Source organism: Microcoleus asticus IPMA8, from assembly GCF_013179805.1.
In the GTDB taxonomy this organism is placed as follows: domain Bacteria; phylum Cyanobacteriota; class Cyanobacteriia; order Cyanobacteriales; family Microcoleaceae; genus Microcoleus; species Microcoleus asticus.
This window is the reverse complement of sequence record NZ_SRRZ01000018.1, coordinates 42440-64100: the sequence shown is the minus strand read 5'-3', so window position 1 is coordinate 64100 and position 21661 is coordinate 42440. Positions and strand designations below refer to the sequence as shown.

General features: G+C 44.6%; 16 protein-coding genes. 13 read left to right on the top strand and 3 right to left on the bottom strand.

Annotated elements, in window-relative coordinates:
• Positions 1-207 precede the first annotated feature (207 nt).
• Entirely contained in the window at positions 208-1647 is a 1440-nt protein-coding gene (locus E5S67_RS07090) for a sensor histidine kinase (protein ID WP_172186366.1), read from the bottom strand.
• Between the two features lie 1003 nt (positions 1648-2650).
• Between E5S67_RS07090 and E5S67_RS07085 the strand changes: the two genes are divergently transcribed.
• The 9 genes from E5S67_RS07085 (at position 2651) to E5S67_RS07045 (ending at position 13681) form a co-directional block, all read left to right on the top strand.
• Complete coding sequence (locus E5S67_RS07085) at positions 2651-3730, top strand: permease (protein WP_172186365.1); 1080 nt, start codon at positions 2651-2653, stop codon at positions 3728-3730.
• 164 nt (positions 3731-3894) lie between these two features.
• Positions 3895-4683: a TIGR03943 family putative permease subunit gene (locus E5S67_RS07080; RefSeq protein WP_172186364.1), complete on the top strand. Its 789-nt coding sequence runs from the start codon at positions 3895-3897 to the stop codon at positions 4681-4683.
• 183 nt (positions 4684-4866) lie between these two features.
• Entirely contained in the window at positions 4867-6243 is a 1377-nt protein-coding gene (locus E5S67_RS07075; protein WP_172186363.1) for an oligosaccharide flippase family protein, read from the top strand.
• 20 nt (positions 6244-6263) lie between these two features.
• The gene (locus tag E5S67_RS07070) at positions 6264-7250 is read left to right on the top strand and encodes a hypothetical protein (protein ID WP_172186362.1); all 987 of its coding nucleotides are present in this window, start codon (positions 6264-6266) and stop codon (positions 7248-7250) included.
• Positions 7251-7305: 55 nt separating this feature from the next.
• Positions 7306-7542, top strand: coding sequence for a hypothetical protein (locus tag E5S67_RS07065; protein ID WP_216670253.1), 237 nt, complete (start codon positions 7306-7308; stop codon positions 7540-7542).
• Positions 7543-7733: 191 nt separating this feature from the next.
• Positions 7734-9299 carry a hypothetical protein gene (locus E5S67_RS07060; protein WP_172186360.1) on the top strand — a complete coding sequence of 522 codons (1566 nt, stop codon included), beginning with the start codon at positions 7734-7736 and terminating at the stop codon, positions 9297-9299.
• A gap of 255 nt (positions 9300-9554) precedes the next feature.
• Entirely contained in the window at positions 9555-10121 is a 567-nt protein-coding gene (locus E5S67_RS07055; protein WP_172186359.1) for a hypothetical protein, read from the top strand.
• A gap of 718 nt (positions 10122-10839) precedes the next feature.
• Entirely contained in the window at positions 10840-12195 is a 1356-nt protein-coding gene (locus tag E5S67_RS07050; RefSeq protein ID WP_172186358.1) for an ATP-binding protein, read from the top strand.
• Between the two features lie 109 nt (positions 12196-12304).
• On the top strand, positions 12305-13681 hold the full coding sequence (locus E5S67_RS07045; protein WP_172186357.1) for an ATP-binding protein: 1377 nt from the start codon (positions 12305-12307) through the stop codon (positions 13679-13681).
• A gap of 171 nt (positions 13682-13852) precedes the next feature.
• Here E5S67_RS07045 and E5S67_RS07040 read toward each other — a convergent pair whose 3' ends face one another.
• The gene (locus E5S67_RS07040) at positions 13853-14653 is read right to left on the bottom strand and encodes an ion transporter (protein ID WP_246276655.1); all 801 of its coding nucleotides are present in this window, start codon (positions 14651-14653) and stop codon (positions 13853-13855) included.
• A gap of 25 nt (positions 14654-14678) precedes the next feature.
• On the opposite strand from E5S67_RS07040, the gene E5S67_RS07035 reads away from it, so the two are divergent.
• The 3 genes from E5S67_RS07035 (at position 14679) to ndhM (ending at position 17770) form a co-directional block, all read left to right on the top strand.
• The gene (locus tag E5S67_RS07035; RefSeq protein ID WP_172186356.1) at positions 14679-16640 is read left to right on the top strand and encodes a pentapeptide repeat-containing protein; all 1962 of its coding nucleotides are present in this window, start codon (positions 14679-14681) and stop codon (positions 16638-16640) included.
• Between the two features lie 188 nt (positions 16641-16828).
• Positions 16829-17350, top strand: a complete 522-nt coding sequence (locus E5S67_RS07030; RefSeq protein WP_172186355.1) for a DUF1415 domain-containing protein — start codon at positions 16829-16831, stop codon at positions 17348-17350.
• A 75-nt stretch (positions 17351-17425) separates the two neighbouring features.
• On the top strand, positions 17426-17770 hold the full coding sequence (ndhM, locus tag E5S67_RS07025; protein WP_172186354.1) for an NAD(P)H-quinone oxidoreductase subunit M: 345 nt from the start codon (positions 17426-17428) through the stop codon (positions 17768-17770).
• A 218-nt stretch (positions 17771-17988) separates the two neighbouring features.
• On the opposite strand, the gene E5S67_RS07020 is transcribed toward ndhM, so the two are convergent.
• On the bottom strand, positions 17989-18372 hold the full coding sequence (locus tag E5S67_RS07020) for a hypothetical protein (protein ID WP_172186353.1): 384 nt from the start codon (positions 18370-18372) through the stop codon (positions 17989-17991).
• Between the two features lie 809 nt (positions 18373-19181).
• Between E5S67_RS07020 and E5S67_RS07015 the strand changes: the two genes are divergently transcribed.
• Entirely contained in the window at positions 19182-21497 is a 2316-nt protein-coding gene (locus E5S67_RS07015; protein ID WP_172186352.1) for a protein phosphatase 2C domain-containing protein, read from the top strand.
• Positions 21498-21661 lie beyond the last annotated feature (164 nt).

Below are 21661 nucleotides of genomic sequence, written 5' to 3'. Positions count from 1 at the left end.
TGAGTCAACAGTCAACAATCACAGATGGTGCAACCGGATTCGATCTAATTCATCTGCGTTAATCGGTGTTAATCTGCCCTCATCTGCGGTGAAAAAAAGAAAATTTATTAACCGCAGATGACAAGGGATTGACGCTGATTCACGCAGAGGTCGAGAAGAGAGATAGAAATAATTGCGATGCTAATAGATTTGATATGACTTATTGCTTCAAATCAATGGCAACAAAATTTCAAATTCAGTACCCGTACCGGGCGTAGAATGCAAATTTAACTTGCCTTTATGCTTTTCCGTAACAATTTGATGGGTAATTGCCAACCCCAAACCGGTACCTTTCCCGGCGGGTTTAGTGGTGAAAAATGTCTCAAAAATCCGCCGCTGAATTTCTGGCGGAATTCCCGGCCCGTTATCGGCAATTCTGATGGCTATCCAAGCGTTATTTTGATTTTTTTCGGCTGCTTCTGGGCAGAAGTCGCAGTTTTGGCTGCCGGAGGATAGCTGTTTTGAATTTTGTCGATCGCCCATAACATAATTTTGAATTAATTCCGAATTCACGCAGTCTCCGTCAGAACTGTCTATTACCTCGGTTTCAATAGTAATCGCAGGCACAAAACCTTTTTCTTCTTTTACCTCTTCCAAAGCGTCGATCGCATTGCTGATGATATTCATAAATACCTGGCTCAACTGACCCGAATAACACTTGAATAAAGGCAAATCACCATAGTTTTTAACTACTTCAATCCCGTACTTGAGACGGTTTTTCATAATTAGCAGCGTACTGTCAATACATTCGTGGATGTTAGCTTGTTTCAAGCGGGCTTCGTCCATGTGAGAAAAAGTGTGCAAGCTGGTGACGAGTTCGGTCAGCCTCTCGGATGAAACTTTCATACTTTTGAGAATCTCCACCCAATCTTTTTGCAAAAAATCGAAGTCTATGTTTTTTTTGAATCCGTCAATTTTTTCGCTGTCACCGACAATGTGTTCGTAAGCAGACAGCAAATCCATGATGTCTTTCGAGTAGTTGGACAAAAAGCCGATATTTCCTCTGATGCAGGTGACGGGATTTCTAATTTCGTGGGCGACTCCAGCTACCATCTGCCCCAAACTGGCTAGTTTTTCGGTTTGAATTAGTTGAGATTGAGTTTGCTGCCTCAGCAATTTTGTCGCTAGTTCGTGAATGTTGGATTGGGCTACTAACAGTTCGTGTACGTCTAGCAAAGTATAAGTTTGAGGCGACACTTGAACTACAATCGGTTCGTAAAGCAGTTCTTTCGATCGCAACAGCGACTTCCTGGCTGCATCCACAATTAAAGTATTGCTGGGAAAAATTAAACTCTCAGTTTCGGCAAAGCGATACAAAGCCCTCACAGGTCGCTTTAAAAATAATTCTCGCCCAAAAGGACGGCTGATAAATTCTAAAAATCTCCGCCGGGAAATCATACCGGCAAATTCACCTTGATGGGTCACAATGACTCCCGGTAACAGCGGATTAGCTTCTAACATCTGAGAAATTAGCATTCCCCAATCCGTAGCTTCAACCTGAAAATCGTAAAGCGACAATTCTTGGAGAGTAGAGTTTAAACAAAGTTCTTCGATGGAAACCTGGGACATAGCTTGGACTGGTCTTTCTACGCAAGAGGTATTTAGCATAAATTTATCATCACGCTTTTTTGGGTTTCTATTTGCCAGCAGACATTCAGCTACCAAAGGTCAGCAGGTGAGTTACTGAGGGCTTTGACCAGCATCCCTTTGGCAAACTGCATTTTAAATTACGCAAAAAACTGACGGTCGTAGATGGGATGTTACCACTTAAAGTATTAGGCAAGATCGAATATCACCGAGATCTATGAACCCTGACAATTATGCCTGACTTTATTTTATATGGACTTGAGCGGTATTAACGCTTGGTTGGAGTATTTAACTATTAATTAATCTTGAGTTATATTCTTAACCTATCGTTAATAAATAAATTATTTTACTCAATAAATAATTAACTGACAATAGAGGAAAATCGCAATAGCCCGATCGCCCCTGCGATACAGCGAAATTAAACAAGTTAAAAAGCACAAAGCCAGGGCGATCGCGTCCCTGAGCTTTAGCTCGCTAAGCGCGATAGCTGGGATCCTCCCAAGCTACGGCATTTGAGGCGATTTCATCCCATCTCCCCGATCCGGTACTCGCAACCCCCCGTAAGCGTAGGTAGGCCAGTCACACCCGCCTGTGAGTCCTCTATTGGTTTGTAGTGAGGACTTTAATCCTCACTACAAACCAATTTTATAGGAATTCTTCGATCGCACATAATATAAAACAGTCAACCTCGCCCGCAATCTCCAAAATCAGCCCAGGCAGTTGTTCTACAATCAACCATTGTTAACCGAAAGATCCATCAAATCGGCGACGGTTGGCAGAGTCAATTATTGATTGGCTGTACGAGGCGGATATGAATAAAAATTCACTCAAATTCAAGCAAGTTTAACCAGTCCAAATCATTCAAGGCATCAGCCTTGATTAAATTATAATGTCTACAAATTGTCGCAAAAAAAAGGCAAAAAAAAATTAACTGGATCTTAACTTAGTGCTATGCTTTGGTATGATCTACAAGGAGTTCTACCAAAGACGTATAACTAAATAGCAATCTACCAGTAGGTGATCGATGCAACCGGGCTTAACAAATCAGTTAAACAATGCTTTTACCCTTTTTCTCAGCTTGTTAGTAGAGGCAATACCTTTTCTGCTGCTCGGAGTTTTATTTTCAGGTTTGCTGCTGGGGTTTGTAGACGAACGCAAACTCGTATCGCGCATCCCGCGAAACCCGCTGCTGGGGGCTTTGATGGGCAGTTCGATCGGCTTTTTGTTTCCCGTGTGCGAGTGCGGTAACGTGCCCGTAGCCCGGAGGTTACTGATGCAGGGAGTGCCCGCACCAGCCGCGATCGGCTTTTTGCTCGCGGCCCCCACCATCAACCCCGTGGTAATTTGGGCGACTTGGACGGCATTTCGCGATCAGCCAGAAATTGTAGTTTTGCGGGTGGTATTTTCCCTAGTCACAGCCACAATTATCGGCTGGGTGTTCAGCGCCCAAAAAGACTTGCGGCCTCTGCTGCAAGCTTCTGTAGCCCGCGCCATCCCCTTGCCAAAACCAGAGTTTTCCGAAAAAGAGCTCGTCCAAGCCAACACTCCGGTGCTGTTGCAGTCGGGAACATTTATGCTCGGTCAGCCGGGGGGGGCGGTGCCGATCGAATCTTTGCTACAAGACGACTGGAAGCCTTTACCAACAGGCAAAACAGAAAAAACCTCCAAACGTTCGTCTATGTTCCACCGCGTTTCTAAAGAGCGTCTGCGCCTGCTTTTAAACACTATGGTACAGGAGTTGCGCGAATTGGGAGGAGTGTTGGTAATCGGAAGTGCGATCGCAGCCATCATTCAAGTTGGCGCACCCCGCGAACTAATTCTCAACCTCGGTCAAGGCCCCGTTTCCTCAATTCTCGCCATGCTGCTATTAGCCGCTGTCGTATCGATTTGTTCTACAGTAGATGCCTTTTTTGCCCTGTCTTTTGCTTCCACATTTACCAGCGGTTCGCTGTTAGCCTTTCTCGTTTTCGGCCCGATGATTGACCTCAAAGGCATCGGTTTAATGCTGTCAATTTTTAAAAGTCGAGCCGTAGTTTACATAATTGTCTTGGCAGCTCAGTTAACCTTTTTAATGACCCTCGCTGTAAACTTGCATTTAGGTTAATAAATTAGATCGGACAGATAAATAATAGCAGTTGCGATTTTCCCTTTTCAATTACCTTGATTCAGGACACGGAAGTCACCGAGCTACGGATAGGTGTTTTTTCTCTTCTCTCTTCCCTCTTTTCTCTTGCTTCTTGCCTCTTCCTTCCCCATGACTCTTACAAAATGAATCTTAAAAAAATTAGCCCCTGGCTGGACGCCCTAGCTATCTTAGCGTGGGGAATACTGCTCCTCAAATATTGGATCACCGGCAAATTAAGCATTCTCATTCACCCCAATTACTTTGGCTTGACTCTAGCGGGAGGAATCGGCTTAATGGTGATTGGCGGGTTAAAAACTTGGGAACTCATAAAGCTCGATCGCACCACAAAGCAATCGCGGACATCAGCAGCAAATAACTCTCTCAGAATCACAGAAGTTGAACACGTTACTTTGTTTCCCCCCAGTATCGGCAGCACCTTAATGTTGAGCGTCGCATTAATAGGTTTACTAACAACGCCACGCACTTTTACCAGCCAGACAGCATTAGAACGAGGCCTCACCGAATCTCTGCCAATCACCAGACTGCAACCCCAAGAATTTCGCAATAGTACCCAACCAGAAAAGCGATCGCTCGTCGAATGGGTGCGGCTGTTAAATTTCAATCCCGAACCCGATATATACAGAGGTCAAAAAGTCAAAGTTCAAGGATTTGTAATTCACCCCCCCAACATAGCAGAACAATATATGTGGATCGGGCGTTTTATCATTACCTGCTGCGCGGCAGACGCCTATCCGATCGGGTTGCCGGTAAAATTACTGATCGGTCAAAGCCGGGCCACCTTTGCCCCAGACAGTTGGCTAGAAATAGAAGGAGAAACGATCGTAGAAGAACTGCAAGGCAAGCGCAAATTAATCGTTCAAGCATCCTCCCTCAAACCAATTCCCGAACCAAAAAATCCTTATGATTATTAGGTATGGAGTAAGTATGAGATTAAATTTTTATCTTTATTGCGACATGGACACTCAAGACCCGTCCTCCGTATACAAATAAAGATACTGTACAGTCAGCTATAAAAGTGGCAGCAGCATCCTGTAGGAGTTGCAAATAACAAATTCAGCAACTACACTCGTAATTAGGAAATAAATTCTGAGTATATGTCATCAGAAAAAAAATTAGCTATCAAAGGTGCTATCTGGACGATCGCCAGCTATGGAAGCAGTCAAATTATCCGATTTGGCAGCAACTTAATCCTGACGCGTCTGCTTTTGCCTGAATTATTTGGTCTAGTAGGTCTAGCCTACGTTTTCATCACAGGGATTAACTTATTCTCAGACATCGGTCTAGGCCCAAGCATCATCCAGAACAAACGCGGCGAAGATCCTGAATTTCTCAATACCGCTTGGACGCTGCAAGTTATTCGCAGCTTTTTCATTTGGATTTGTTTGGTTATAATTACCCAGCCTGTTGCTAGTTTTTATGGAGATCCCCGTCTCCAGTGGTTGATTCCAATAATAGGTATAAATTCCCTAATAGGAGGGTTTAAATCCACAGCCACATCCAGCCTAGAACGCAAAATGGCAGTGAAGGAAGTAGTAATTTTTGAGTTGGGCATACAGATTGTTTCTACTATAGTAATGATTGTCTGGGCCTGGTTCGATCGCAGCATTTGGGCCATCATCGCCGGCGGCTTGACTGGAGCTGTAATGGAGTTAGTATGGAGCCATTTTTTGATTCCCGGCAAGTCAAACCGCTTTGCTTGGGATAAAGAAGCAGCTAAAGAAATATTTTCTTATGGCAAATGGATATTTGTGTCTACGGCTTTGTTTTTCTTGTGTTCTCAAGCCGATAGACTCATCCTCGGGAAAATATTTACTTTAACAATGTTGGGCATTTACGGCATCGCTTTTACTCTCGGCGATATGCCGCGCCAAGTCATCATCGCCATTAGCGGCAGGGTGATTTTTCCCTCGATTTCTATGCTGGCAGAGTTGCCTCGACAGGAGTTGCGCGCGAAGATACTCAAGAACCGCAAGCTAATTCTAATACCGTTAGCCGTAGGTTTAGCAATTTTTGTGACCTTGGGAGACCAGTTAATTTTAATACTGTACAGGAAAGAGTATTGGGCTGCATCTTGGATGATGCCAATTTTGGCTTTAGGTATCTGGCACACCACCCTCCACAATATGATGGGTTCTTGTCTGTTAGCCGTAGGAAAGTCTCAGTACCCAGCTATGGGCAATCTGCTGACTTTTGTGAATCTATGTATAAGTATACCGCTGGGATACCACTTAAAAGGTAATTTAGGTGCTGTGATTGCTGTAGCTCTCGGCGACCTTCCTACCTATATAGTAACTAACTACGGTTTGTGGCGGGAAGGACTAACTTGTTTTTGGCAGGATCTTCAATTAACAGGGCTGTTTGTAGGGGTGCTGGCAACTCTACTTTGGTGTAGAGTCACTTTTGGTTTGGGTCTGCCAATCGATAAAATATCACCGATGGATTTAATTCCAATCAATACCCTATTTCAGTAAACAAAAAGGAGATTGTCTATATGTCAAGCGAAAAAAATGCCAGAAGAAAAGTAATGCACTTTATCTTTTTACAACTGGCTTTGTTACAAGAAATATCGCGAGTTGCCACGAGGTATACTAAACTGATGTTTTTTTATCAAAGAGATCGCATTATAGATTTATTCAAAGAAAACGAACAGCCCGAAAAAGCACGGCCCAAAGTCTTTGCGGCTGTCGCACACATTACATCCGTTGAAGAATCTAACAATCCAGAAAAAGCCACAGAAAAAATTGAGAGACTCAGGCACACAATAGATGGACTGTTGACAAGTTTTGCTCATTGCGACCTGACTATTGCGATCCAAACTCTACCAAACAGGCACGTTACAGCGTACTTACCTGAATATCAAATTAAGTGCATTCAGATACAAGAAGGCCCTGAATGCGACCCCATGTTGGTAGAGTTTAGGCTTCAGGAAGAATTTGTCGAAAGAGTAGAAAAATTTGACTGGTTTTTATTCATAGAAGATGACATTGTTTTGTACGATGCTTTCATTCTAGAAAAATTAGAAAATTTTAACCGACAAAGCGGGTATGAGAATGCTATTCTTTACCCAAACCGTTATGAAATGGATCAAGGAACCAAGAGATATATTGATTTGACAATACAGCAGCCGCTATTGTGGAATCAGCTATCTAGTGTAGAGATAGAAGGTGTAAAATTTGCGGAGTTTAACAATCCTCATTCAGCATTTTACTGTTTGTCAAGAAACCAGATGAAACAGTGGATAAAATCAGGTCGCATCTTCAAAAATCAAGTAGTGAATGTCGGGCTTTTAGAGAGTGCCGCAACTTTTTGTCTGTTGGAATGTTTCACCATATATAAGCCTCACCCGTCAAACTTAAACTATTTTGAGGTCAGGCATTACGATAGCAAATATTCTAAGCTATATCCCGAACCTGAATCGCCGTATACACTGTCAGCAGTTAATAATAGTTCCAAGATACCCATTGTCAAGGATTCGTGAAAGGGATCTCAGCTAAGTAGTCGTCATGATTATTAGTAGGAGGGGTAGAACGCCTGTGTTACCACTCAACCTGTTAAAGAATTGGCGATTTGAGATGGGATTAAAAATCTTAAAGCTCAAACAGTCCTGGATGCAACTGGAACAATTAGGGTGCTATACGATCGCCAAAACCTCTCTCGATCGAGCAATTTTTAGCTCTGAGACGCCCTACAAGCTAAAATCTCAAATTTCACATTTAAAATCGGTGGAGGCTGTTGGACGTGCAGCAGACTCCACCGATTTTAGATCGTGAGTTTAATTCAGTCCTGTCCTGGAAGCAGCAAAACTTTCAGAAACCGAGTTTTTTACCAACATACTTCGTTGCAGTCCTTTTCGCTGGTAAAAAAAACAGGTTTCTGAGGGTAGGGAGTGCATCTAGGACTGTAAAATTTAAGAGGGAAAATTTGGTAGTTAATTTTCAGCAGAAATAGGAGAGAAAGATTTGTGAGTATTTTTAACAAAAAAATTAATCCTTCACCCTTAGCTATTCTGCCATTCAAACAGCCGATCGACCGCACGGCGATCGCCCTCATGCTAGTGCTGAGCCTCTTAATGGGACTGCTGCTGCTGAGTGGCGATCGCACAGCACCCAGAGTGCGAGAATTTACCTGGGAAAACAAACAAATCGGCGCTGAAGATACTGGCTTTATTCTCACCTTCTTTCGACCGATGAACCACTCCAGCGTCGAGGAAAACTTAAAGCTAGAACCCCCCCTCCCCGGTAAATTTAGTTGGGCTGGAAGGCGCATGGCTTACACCCTCAAAGATCCAGCACCCTACGGCGTTACCTACACAGTAAAACTCGCCGGAGCAACCGACAAGTATTTCGGAGAAAACAACCAAAATAAAGGAACGCCAATTCAACCGTTTAGCAGTTCCTTTCGCAGCCGCGATCGAGCTTTTGCTTACATCGGCGTCCAAGGCGAAACAGAAAGCAGATTAATGCTAGTCAATCTCACCAGCAGCGACTCAAAACCGATACCGCTGACTCCCAAAGATTTAGTAGTAACTGATTTTAAACCGTATCCCGACAGCGATCGCATTTTATTCTCAGCTACAGATCGATCGATCGCCCGTAGTGGCGGCACCCTAAATCAAGAACTATTTACAGTTACAACCGGTCTCAACCCTCAATCTCCAGGAGTAGAATCTCAGCCGCAGCCAGCAGGTAGACTGGACAAAGTATTAGATGCCAAAGATTACCAAAATCTCAAATTCGACCTCTCAGCCGACGGAAAAATCATAGTTATCCAGCGCGTCAACCGCCGCAATCCCGGCGATTTCAGTCCTTGGATTTTGGAAGAAAAAGTGCCTCCCCGACCCTTGGAAAATCAACAAGGTGGAGATTTTCTGATTCGCCCCGACAGCAAATCGATGGTAATATCTCAAAAACAAGGATTAGCGATCGTCCCCCTCAAACCGGAAGCAGACCCAGTAGAATTTTTGCCAAAATACGAACAAGTATTGGGCATGGCCCGCGACAACTCCGCCGCCGCATATGTTAAATACAACAGCGACTTTACTCGATCGCTTTTCATCTTAGACAACCAAGGTGCAGAACAAGAAATATTGCGAATTCCCGGCAGCATTATCGGCGTTTATTTCGACCCCCGCAAAGACAAAGACAACCAATTTCAGCGTCTCTACTGTTTTTTAACCCAACGCCTCACAACAGAAAGCTACAAAGAACAGCCTTTCATCGCCGCCATCGACCTTAAAAAAGAGGGCACTCGTTTGGTAGGAACCATCAAACCGCTGCTGGTTTTGCCCAACCAATTAGATACCCAAATCAGTTTATCTCCCGACGGGCTGGCATTAATTTTCGACCAATCAGTCGCAGCAGCAAAGCCCTCAGCAGCAGATAGTCCCCGCAACGATAGCGGACAGTCGATCGCCACCAGCCGCCTCTGGCTGCTACCCTTAGTAGAAATACCCGCAGACGGTTCTCCCGCAAAACTACAGCCAGAAGAACTGCCCTTTGCCGGCTATCACCCCCGCTGGCTCCCCTAAATCGATTTGAGATTTTAGATTTTAGATTGACCGATATTGGTAAATATCAAGAGAGTAAGGCGATCCGTGCGCACCGGGCGTTGAAATGTGCGCCGAGGCGCACTCTACTTTTACTAAATTGATTTGAGATTTGAGATTTGAGATTTGAAATTGAGTTGATACTAGGTGATACTGGTAAATATTACAAACTTTGAAACCAACTCACCAGCCTGCAATTTCACATCTAAAACCTCAAACCAAAAATCTAAAATTCGCATGACTCCCGAAGAAATTAGCAATACCCTTAAAGACTTATTTGGTGACAGTGTTGAGACGCCTGCTGCTACTTCTTGGCAAGTAGAAACTCCCAAATTTCGCTTGTTAGTCCTCCTTTCAGAAGAGGGGAGTTGGCTGCGGATTTTGCTGCCGATCGCCGACGCCCAGGAAGCTCAACCATTTTTTGATAAACTGCTAGAAGCTAACTTTGACACCACCCTCGAAACTCGCTACGCCATACATCAAAACGTTGTGTGGGGAGTATTTCAGCACAGTTGTGCCACACTCGCCGCCGCAGATTTCTCGGCCGCCGTCGCCAGACTGCTGGCTTTGCAAGAGCGAGGTTTGTCCGACTTTTTCGGCGGTTTGATAGAAAGCCGCATCCGTCAAATCATCAAAGCTGCGAAGATGCAGGGACAGTCTGTCGAAACTACCCTTCAGACTTTAGACCGTTTCTACGCAGAGGGATTGATGGGTGAAATGGAACTAGGACGAGAGTCTCGCGAAAATACTCTCGCGGCTTGGCGGTATCAGCTAGAACGCCTTTGGCCGGATGTGGAACCCTAAGACGATTTGAGATTTGAGATTGCAGATTCCAGATTCCAGATTGCAGATTGCAGATTGCAAAAAACTGACTGCCATCAAGGTTGGAAGTTGCCTAAAGTTGGATTCTTTTTAGTGGTATAGCAACCGCCAAGACGGTTAGAACTTTCTCAATTGCACAAACCCTTGCCGAAGATTGCTTCTTCCTTCTCTGCTAGATAACTAAAGCCTTCCATCCGTTACATCCGAAGAAAGCGAATCCGTTGCCGAACTTCCTTCTGCTGTACAATATGCTGATTTTGGCCTGGGCCCCAATCTTGACCGTTGGGGCCTCAAGTCACTTCCACGATCGCCAATCCGGGCCATCGAACCCTCGAAGCAGGGCCGTATATTCACTCATAACCCGCAAGCTGTTCTCCAATTCCCTACTAGCACCGGAAAAATGGTATAGTAGGTAACAAAAATCCCTGATAAACATTAAAAATTTTCTGAAAACAGGCGATCGCAGGTATATGATGGTAAAAAGTTTACAGCAGAACTCCGTAAGTTCCACAAAAGCTTCGATCGTTTAACATTGATTTAGAAACAAAATCTTTAGCACACAACGCTAGTGCGATCGGGTTTTCCCATCGGATGCTGTTCTAATTTAACAAATTAGCAACTACCCCCTCCCAATTACCCGTTACCAATTAATAGCAACTTAAGTTATCCATCAATACAACATTTAACAGGGGTTTCATCTATGTTTGCTGTGCGTGAGACTAGCTCGGAGTTATCAGTGTTGCATATACCTGAAATTTGTACTTGGAACATATCCTCAGAATCAACTCTCCTAGACCTGCCACTCTACAACTGCCAAATTGAATTAACTCAACAGGCAAAAGAAGTAGCCCAGGCTTTTGAAAAAAATTCCATGCTTCCCGGCGTCATTTTGACAGAGGAGGGTAATTTTGTAGGCATAATATCCAGGCGTCTATTTTATGAAAAAATTAACCGCCGCTACGGATTAGAAATGTTTTTTAAGCGACCAATAGAAGTATTATACAAGTTTTCCAAGCCAGATCCGCTGGTACTTCCAGGTAGTAAATTAATAGTAGAAGCCGCCCAGGAATCGCTTTACAGATCGGCAGAATTAATTTACGAACCTGTAGTAGTGGAAATAGCACCTCAGAGCTACAAACTGTTAGACGTACACCAATTAATAATCGCTCAATCAAGAATTCACGAATTAACAAATAAGTTGCTCCACAAACAAACCCAAGCCAAACTAATCCAAACAGAAAAAATGGCGAGTTTGGGGAGAATTGTAGCAGAAGTAGCTCACGAAATCAGAAATCCGCTAAACTGTATTTGGGGAAATTTGACTTTTCTGCTGTCCTATTTTGAACACTTGCTTCAGCTCATTTCGGTTTATGAAGAAGAATATTCTGAACCGTGTCCCCGAATTGATGCCCTCAAAGAAGAAATTGAATTTGATTTTTTACAAGAAGATTTGCCAGTCACCTTAGAAGGGATGGAACTGGGAGCCTCGCAATTGCTAAAAATAGTTAACGGGCTGCACCACTTCTCTCACATGGACGAGACAAAGCCAGTGGAGACAGACATTCACGAATGCGTGGAGATGACGCTGTTAATTCTGAAAAACCGCTTTAAAAACAGCATAGAAGTGGTAAAAAATTACGGTGAAGTGCCGCTAGTTACTGGCTACTCCGGTCAGTTGAGTCAGGTGTTTTTGAATTTGTTAGTTAATGCTCTAGACGCCCTGACAGAGTACGCAGCCGATCGAGAAATACAGACCGAGTGCCTGGACAACTGGCAGCCCCAAATCGAAATTACCACTAAAGTCATAGAAACCGAACACGGCAAGCGGGTCGCAATTTGCATTGCCGATAACGGCCCCGGCATTCCCCCAGAAAATCACCAGCAGATATTTGAGACCTTTTTTACCACTAAACCAGCAGGCAAAGGCACCGGTATGGGGCTGGCTATCTCCCATCAAATCGTTACAGAAAAGCATGGGGGCCAACTGAAAATGCGATCGCAGCCGGGCCAGAGCACCGAATTTGAAATTCTCCTGCCGATAATTGGCAAAATATGATTAACTCAGGAACAGTCTCCAGGGTCGCTCCTGCGGTGAAATTATAGGCTAGCTTAGTAGTACGTTCTAATTTCACTTTCTCAGCGTGTTTCGGCAACTAAAAGTTCCAGTGGCAAATAAATTCAGTTCCAAACTCCTTAGCCCTTCCCTCTCCGAAGGCAGCCATCAAGACCTTTCCCTAGAGTCTACCCTCTGGGATTTGCCCCTGTATGATTTTCAGGTTAAATCGAGCTGCTTGGCGATCGCAGTTGCCGAAATTTTTGAACAGCATCCCCTCGTGCCTGGTGTCGTATTGGTAGAAGCAGGAGAGTTTGCTGGCATGATATCCCGCAGACAACTGCTGGAATATTTGCTCAAACCCCAAGGCCCCGAGCTATTTTTGCACCTGCCGCTGAAAGTTCTCTACAGTTACGCTCGCCTCGAAATATTATTGCTTGCAGAGAGTACAACCATTTTGGCAGCAGCCCCACAAGCTCTGCGTCGATCGCCCGAATTGCAGTCAGAACCAATCGTCGTCCAAATAGACTCCCAATCTTATCGCCTCTTAGACCCTCACGCGCTAAACATCGCCTACTGGCAAATTCGCGGCATAGAAACTCAAGTCCGCTACGAAAGAGCCCAAACTCAAATGATTCAAAGCGAAAAAATGGCGAGTTTAGGGCGTTTAGTCAACGGAGTAGCCCACGAAATTTTAGATCCGGTAGGCTTTATTTGGGGCAATTTAACCTACGTCAGCGACTACAGCAAAAACTTGATGGAGTTGCTCTCAGTTTACGACGCGCACTGTACCGAACCCTCTCCGGAAATAGCACGGCTCAAGGAAGAGATAGACTATGACTTTTTGCAAAACGATTTCCTCCGTACTGTTGCCAGTATCAAATCTGGAGCCGAACGTTTGAGCAAGCTGGCAAGCAGTTTGCAAAACTTCTGCCACATAGACGATGTTTATCCCAAACCGACCGACTTGCACGCCAACATAGACAGCATACTTTTGCTGCTCAAAAGTCGTTTGACCAGGGAAATCAAAGTAGTGAAAAACTACGGCTACCTGCCGCCAGTGCCGTGCTATGCAGGCCAGCTAAACCAAGTATTTATGAATATCTTGACCAATGCTATTAATACATTAATTAACGAAGCGGTCGGTCAAGAATTGGCGAAAGAGTTTAAAGGTGCAGGACTCAGAGACTTCGATCGCCAGCCTCAAATTGAAATCACAACTCAAGTCTGCTGTCCCGAACCTGCGCCCGATTTAGACAAACTTCATGTTCGCTGGGTTTCGATTTGCATAGCAGATAACGGGCAAGGAATGTCACCTAGCAAGTACAAAAAAATTATAGAATCATTCTCTACTGAAAAACGCGCCCTCAAAGAAACCAGTTTAGCAATTAGCTATCAAATCGTGACGGGCAAACACGGCGGTGCCTTCAGAATGCGATCGGAATTAGGCAGCGGCACCCAATTTGAAATTTTGTTACCCTTAGCTTAAAGAAGGAAGAAGGAAGAGGGAAGAGGGAAGAAGGAAGAAGGAAGAGGGAAGAAGTTACAGCGTATTCCAGATTTATGAACTACAAGACACGGCAATGCCGTGTCCCTACCGGTTATCTGTACTGCACTCAACTTAAAACTGCTGTAACAGTCAACAGTCAACAGTCAGCAGTCAACCATTATCTAATTGAGTGCCGCACATTTTACAATATTTGGCATTAGCATCGTGTACAGACCAACCGCAACCTTTACAAACAGCTTCTACGTGATTAGCACTTTTAACTAATTGTTTGATCAAATCCCCCAATTGCCAAGGAATCAGAGCAATTCCCGTCAAAATCATCAAAATAGTCAGAAAACGACCGGATTCCGAAATCGGAGTAACATCGCCAAATCCCACCGTCGTCATCGTGACAACCGAGAAATAAACAGCATCCAAAAAAGTTCCAAAATTTTCGGCATTTGCCGGATGTTCTACTTGATAAATCAAACCCGAATAAACAAAAATTATTGCCAGCAAAGTAAACAAAATCCGAGCAAAAATCACTCCATCTTCGCTGCTGATGCGGAAAATAGAAATTTTTAATTCCAGAAAGCGGATGAGTCGGAGAATTCTGAACCAGCGAAAAATTCGGATAAAACTAACGTTGACAAATCCCAGCAAAAATGGTAAAATTGCCAGCAAATCAATAATTGAAAAAAAACTAAAAATAAATTTAACTCGATTTTCGGCACACCACAGTCGCAATAAATACTCAACTGCAAAAACGATTAAAAGAACAGTATCGAGAGTTTGGAAATTAATTCTAACAGATTCCGAAATCGGGTAAGTTTCGGCGATGAAGCTGGCGGAAGATAAAAGAATGAGTCCGGTAAGAGTTAAATTGACGGTTCTGCCAATTGGGGTTTCGATGTCTTCGAGATAAAATCCAATTTGCGATCGGGTTAACATAGATGAGATAATTAATACCATTTATGAGGTAAGGGAATTATCGCATATGAGTATCGAATTAACTAAGGGTGAAAGGTTCAATCTTTCTAAAGAAACTCCTAATTTCAGTAGAATTGCGATCGCCCTGGGTTGGCAAGTCAGCCAAACAGCACAAAACTGCGACATTGACGCATCAGTTTTTATGTTAGCGGCAGACGGTCGCATTCCAGATGAAAAGTATTTTGTATTTTACAACAATCTGACATCGCCGGACGGTGCGGTGCGACATTCGGGAGATAGCAGGAATGGACAAATTGAGGGAGATGATGAGACGGTTTATCTGGATTTGAGTAAAATCAATTCTGCTATTCAGGAAATTGTGTTTGTTGTGACTATTCACGACGGACAGGAAAAAAATCAAAGTTTTAGTCAAGTTAAAAATGCTTTTATCCGGCTTTACAATTCAGAGACTCTTAGCGAATTGGTTCGGTACAATTTAAATCAGATATTTTCCCAAGAAACGGCTTTAGAATTTGGACGTTTGTATAAGAAGAATGGCGAATGGAGGTTTCAGCCGGTAGGACAGGGATATAATGCTCCGTTGCAAAGTTTTGTAGATAAGTATTATGTTGAGAATGCGGTTGAGAAAAGCTCAAATGCTGGTGAGAAGGTTGATGATGCTGAGGTTTTGAGACAGTTTAGCGATCGCGTGGACAAGCTATTGCGCGAAGAGGCGATCGAGGAGACACCAATTCCAGCATCTAGCGAAACGGTAGAACAGCCGGTGGCTACTCCTGTAAATGCGGATACTGTGCAATCTGAGGAAGAGGAAAAAATAGATGATTCTGCACTAGAAAATCTGGAACCAGCTATTAGTGCTGAGGACTTTTTGCAACGGTATCAGAAAGAACGAAATTTTACGGGAGTTAATTTAGCGGGAGTCAATCTGAGCAAAAAAGTCTTGGTTAAGGTCAACCTGAGTAGAGCTAATTTAAGCGGTGCAGAACTCTCTCAAACAAACTTATCTGGTGCTAACCTGAGTGAGGCAAATTTATGTCAGGCAAACCTTTACAAAGCCAATCTAAGCTCAGCAAATTTACGTAAAACACAATTCGTCAATGCAAATTTAACTCAAGCCAATCTGTTGAGTGCGAACCTAATTGAAGCTAATCTGAGTGGGGTAAATCTCACCGTGGTTCATTTGTCGTCTGGAGTAGATTTCAGCAGGGCAAACCTCAGTAAAGCAAACTTAACTGGGTTGAAGTTGAGGCAATCGAGATTGATGAATGCTGATTTTAGTAATGCCAACCTAAGTAAGACAAACCTATTCGGTGCAAACCTTAATAGGGCAAACCTTGAAGGAGCAAACCTTGAAGGAGCGATTTACAATGCAGAGACTATTTTCTCCACAGGTTTTGACCCTGTTAAAGCAGGTGCTTACTTAATTGCTCCTAATGCTTCGCTGCAAACAGCAAACCTAGTTGGTATTGATTTGAGTTCTGCTGACTTGAGTGAAGCTAACTTGAGCGGTGCAAATCTAACTAAGGCAAATTTGCAGGGTGCAAAACTTCTGCAAGCTAATTTGAATAAAACCAATTTAAGCGGAGCAAATCTGAGTGGTGCCAACTTCACGGTGGCAAACTTGATAGGAGCAAACCTGATGCAGGCAAATTTACTGTATGCTAACTTAACTCTGGCAGACTTGAGTGGAGCGAATCTGAAAAGTGCAGAAACAGGTGGGGCAAATTTTACTGGTGCTAATCTGACAAAAGTTAATTTGGTTGGTGGAGTTCTTCAATGCAATTTAAGCGGAGCAATATTAATTGAAGTAAATTTCTGTGGGGCTAACCTTAGTGGTGGAAATTTTAGTGGGGCAGACTTAAATTTGGCAGACTTGCGCGGTGCAAATTTGCAGAATACAAACCTAGAAAAAGCCAACCTAAAGGGAGCGAATCTAAGTGGCGTGGTAAATCTGGAAACGGCCAAACTCGCAGGTGCAATTATGCCAGATGGCACAATTCACGAATAAAGTCGATCGCTAATATTAAAGAGCAAGGTGAGCAATGTATTGGTGCCAATTTTCCAGGCTCTTCCCCGAAGTCCGCCAGGGGTTTAAACCCCTGGCGGACTTCGGTTTAAGTTGATACGAATGGTGGGGTGTGCCCACCCAAAAAATAGAGTATGATTAGTATGAAATATCAAATATATAGATTATCGATGAATGAATCGGACACAGAAATTATAGAATCTACCCTCAGATGGATGACGGAGTTTGTCGAGTTACCGCATCCAGTTTTCAACGATTTACCGATTTGTCCCTTCGCTAAAAAGGCACGCTTGGCTAATCAAATTTTATTCAAAATCGAGCGGTTTTCAGCCCTGACTGAGTTCGATCGCGATTCTGCCATAATGAAATCCATTTATGAGTTTTACAATTCAGAATTTGAAATCATGGTAGTAATTAATCCCGAAAAAAATGCGATTAGTGCGCCCGAAACTAAAGAATTGATAGACAAATTGAATAATCAGATATCAGAGTTGGGCTTGCTGGCTTTTCACATCCATCCCGAAGAAGATTTTAATATTGACGGGCTTCATACTAGGAGGATGCCGTATCCGGGCTTCACTGTTCAAGTAAATTCTAAGCTGAAGCCAGCTTCCGATTCTTTAGAAAAAACTGAATATTACAAAAATTGGACTGCCGAACAACTAAAAAATTTCGGGATTCCGAGAAATTGACGATCGCCCACCCTCCCCGCGCATCTCTGTGCCATTACAATTAATTCAGCAAAAAATCTTTACACATAAGAAGTCATGCAGCTTAAGTCAACAACCCGCCATATTCGCATATACACCGCCATCCTCGAAGATAACGAACTCGTACCCAGCAACGACCTTTTGACGCTCGACATTGACCCAGATAACGAACTTAACTGGAATGACGAGTCAATCAAACAGGTATATGCCAAATTTGACCAACTCGTAGACGCCTACGAGGGCGAAGACTTGACCGAGTACAACCTCCGCCGCATCGGTTCGGAATTGGAACACTTGGTACGATCGCTCCTACAAAAAGGCCAAATCAGCTACAACCTCAACGGCCGCGCTGTTAACTACAGCATGGGATTGCCTCAAGTTGATTCCAAAGTTCACCTGTAAGGGCGATCGGGCGATCGGCATTTGTGTCAACTTAAGATAGAAAGCCATCATAAATGTCGCTTGTAGCTGAGTTTCCATCCCCTCTACTGCCCTTAATCAGGGGGAGTAGGGGGGGACAAGACGCTTCTCTTTCGTGTCCGGCCTTAAGGGGATTGAGGCGGATCTAGACTTCGATACAAAGGAAAGGCCCAGATGGGGATAATTGGGAAAATCTGCTTTTATTCTTCTTCCTGCTTCTTTCTGACTCCTGACTCCTGACTCCTGGCTTCTTCCTGCTTTTTACCCTCAGCCGAGTCCAAGGGCCTTTTTCCTTCTTTTTTCTCCCCCGCATCCCCAGCATCAACCGCAAAATTAGTAGGATGGCGATCGCGCTCCAAAAACTGTTTAACTGCAACTTGGCGGTTGGTCATAAAATGACCCCAAGCGCCGGGAAACAGCCCATCCAAGGTTTCCACCAGCGCCCAAACCTCAAGATTCATCACTTTGTAATAAAAACTGTGAGAATGTTGAATGCTAGTCAGTATTTCGTCTATTTCAACTGCAGGCAGCAGCTTCGGATCGGACAAATTCTTGCGAAAGGCACTGGACTCATGTAGGGGCATGGTTAAATACTCAACAGCTTGCAGAGGCCGGTCAGTCGATTTTAGATTTTAGATTTTAGATTTTAGATTGACTCCACAGATGAATCTGCGGGCTTGAACTAATATCTAATTTTTTTTTCTCTCCACGACTCCTGTCGGGGGCTTGCATCCGTCAGTAGATGTGAGATGTTAGATTTTAGACTTTAGGTGGACTCCACAGATTTATCTGTGGGCTTGTATCCTTACTTTGGGTAAGGTTAAATTTAACTTTACTTGCGAAACTCGGCTACGAGGCACGGAACACCCTGGGCGAGAAAACCGACAATTGATGTTTATTTATACCTGTTGGCTCAGGTGATTTCTACCTAGCTGCATCATACCATTATAGTTAGTCTAAAATTTCAATTTGTTTGAGAACCGCGATTTCTTCGGAAATCGCTACTATCAGGAATATGCTGAACACAGCGTGCTTTCAAGCCGAGGACTTCGGCGTCGCGCCAGCATCTAACCCTGAAAGCTCATAGCAAGATTCATCGGGGGTCAACAAAATGGTAGACTATTCGTGTCAGTACAAGACATTAAAACCTACCCCTGGACTGGGGGAAAGTCACGCCTAAAACATTCTCAGGAGATATAACTACGCGCACAAGAGTGCAAACGTGGTAAGCCTAGGAACCTGAAAAATCAGGATATTAGGACTGCGAAGTCTTAAGAATCCCCGTCTGTTGAGAAAGCGGGGGTGTCGAATAATCGCCACGTATCAACCGTCGAGGTTCAATCGCTAAAATAGTTCAGATCAGCACGCTTGCCCAAAGGCGTCAGGAACCCTTATGCAAAACTCTGTGGCAAAACACTACTTATGGGCTTTAGGTGAAGGGATCAAAGGGTGTAAGCCAGGCGATCTGATCGCTGGTCGCTACTTGGTCAAGCGCGATCGACTTCTTGTCGATACTCAACCCGAACAGTTGCCGGAACAGCCCGAAGAGATTCCGAGTGTTGTCACTCCTTATCTGAGACTATTTACCTATCAGTTGCACGTACCTCAAGTATACGGGCTGGTATCGTCCCAGAGGAGCAAGCTATCGGGAGATATCTGGCTATTGGAAAACGTGCCTATTTTGAAGGTGACGGAATCTTTAATGCCGGAATTGGCCGACTCCTGGAAAGGAGCCGCAGCGATGCGCCAGCTCAATTGGCTGTGGCAAATTGCCCAGTTGTGGCAGCCGTGTATCGCTCAGGGCGTGGCTTCCACGCTGCTGACTCCGGAACTGCTGCGGGTGGAAGGACAATTGGTGCGGTTTCTGGAATTGCAGCCCGATCGCAAACCGCCTAATTTGTCGCAGTTGGGCAAATTGTGGCAGCAGTGGCTCGAAGATGCTCATCCGGCGATCGCCAATTTTTTGAGGCAACTTTGCCAGCAAATGGTTGCCGGTCAAGTGCGCAACGGCGAACAACTGATGGGCCAGTTGGATAAAGCTCTGGCAAAGTGCGGGCGATTTTACGATCGTCACGTTGAGATTGCCACGGGCACCGATGTCGGCAGAGCACGGGCTCACAACGAGGATGCTTGCTATCCGCCCAGCGGTACGGTGTTCTCCGGAAAACCGGGATCGTCCGCTTGCGCGATCGTCTGCGACGGTATCGGCGGACAAGACGGCGGCGAAATCGCTTCGGAAGAAGCCATTGCTGTGCTGCGGGAAAAGTTGGAGCAAATGCCCCTGCATCAGGCTAATTGGGACCCGCTGAGCCTGACTTCCAAGCTGCAACGGGCCGCTTGTGCTGCTAACGACAAGATAGCCGGTCGCAACGACAGCGAACACCGCCAAGGCCGCCAGCGGATGGGAACTACGCTAGTTATGGCTTTAGCCCACATTCACGAACTCTACGTCGCCCACGTCGGAGACAGTCGGGCTTACTGGATTACCCGCACTGGCTGCTATCAAGTTACTCTCGACGACGATGTAGCTTGCCGCGAGGTGCGTTTGGGCTACTCCCTCTACCGGGATGCTTTGGAACAAGTGGCCGCCGGCGCTCTGATTCAAGCTTTGGGCATTAGTTCGTCCAACACTCTGCACCCAACAGTGCAGCGTTTTCCGGTGGATGAGGACTGCGTTTTGCTGCTGTGCTCCGACGGTTTGAGCGATAAAGACCGGGTTGAGGAATGTTGGGAAGCGGAGATTTTGCCAATTCTCGACGGTAGCATTAATGTGGCCAAGGCGCGCGATCGACTGATTGAGATTGCTAATACTAGAAACGGTCACGATAACGTCACTGTAGCTTTAATTCACTGTCAGGCACATTTGAGGGACGAAGGCAATACTTTGACAGAATTGTCTGTCGCACCTTTAGATACGCCTCCGGAACCAATTATCGACACCGACGAGTTGCCAACGGATTTGACTGATCCCACAACCCTTGGCGATGGTAATAATTCTCAAGCGAAAACGCAATTGTTACAGCCGGAAAAAAGCAAAAGTTCATTTTCTCTGCTCCTGAAAATTGTATTTTTATTAGGGTTGGGGGGTGTATTTGCTTATTTTTTCATCCCTCCGGTGGGTCGGGCGATCGATACTGCCGGGGAGTCGATTTTCGGGAAAGGCGGTTTAATTAATGTTGGAAGCACGCCGCAGAAAATAGTTGAATCTGTACCTCCTCCGGTGAAATCTTTAGAAACAGGCTCGTTTATAGAGATTAAAAGTTCTGCAGGTGGGGAATTGGGAAAAGAGGGCGATCGCTTGGATTTGCGCGTCGCAATGGGTGAGTTGACTGTCAAGGGAACAGTCCCTGCCGGCAGCGTTTTGCAGGTGACAAACAAACAACTTACGCCTCAAGGCAATTGGTTGGAATTGAAAGTTTGTTCGATTCCTGAAATAGTGCGAGCGAACTCTCCCAAACCCAACTCAAATAAAGACTTTTCTACAGTTTCAAAACCCGCAGTGAATCGATCTCCCGCTGTGGCAACTCCCTCGCCTTCCCCGACCGTTAAGCCAACAGTTGAAGTAGGAATCGCCAAGCTGCCAGCGGGAGAAATCGGATGGATTCAAGAACAAGCTGCCCTTTCTAAAGTAGTCTCTAACCCGACTCCAAACCCGAATCAACAGGGGAAATGCGTTGTTAATTCTGACTCAAATCCCAATGCTAATTAAACTGTTAATGCTTGAGTATGTTGAGCGAATTTTCTCTAATTTAGTAGAAAGAAAAATGCAGATTTCTAAACAAAACTAAGATTAACTGGTACCATCGCTGGTCAAATAGCTGACATAATCAGTCCTAGACGTAAAAACCCGGTTGATTCACAAAATTTGGTCAT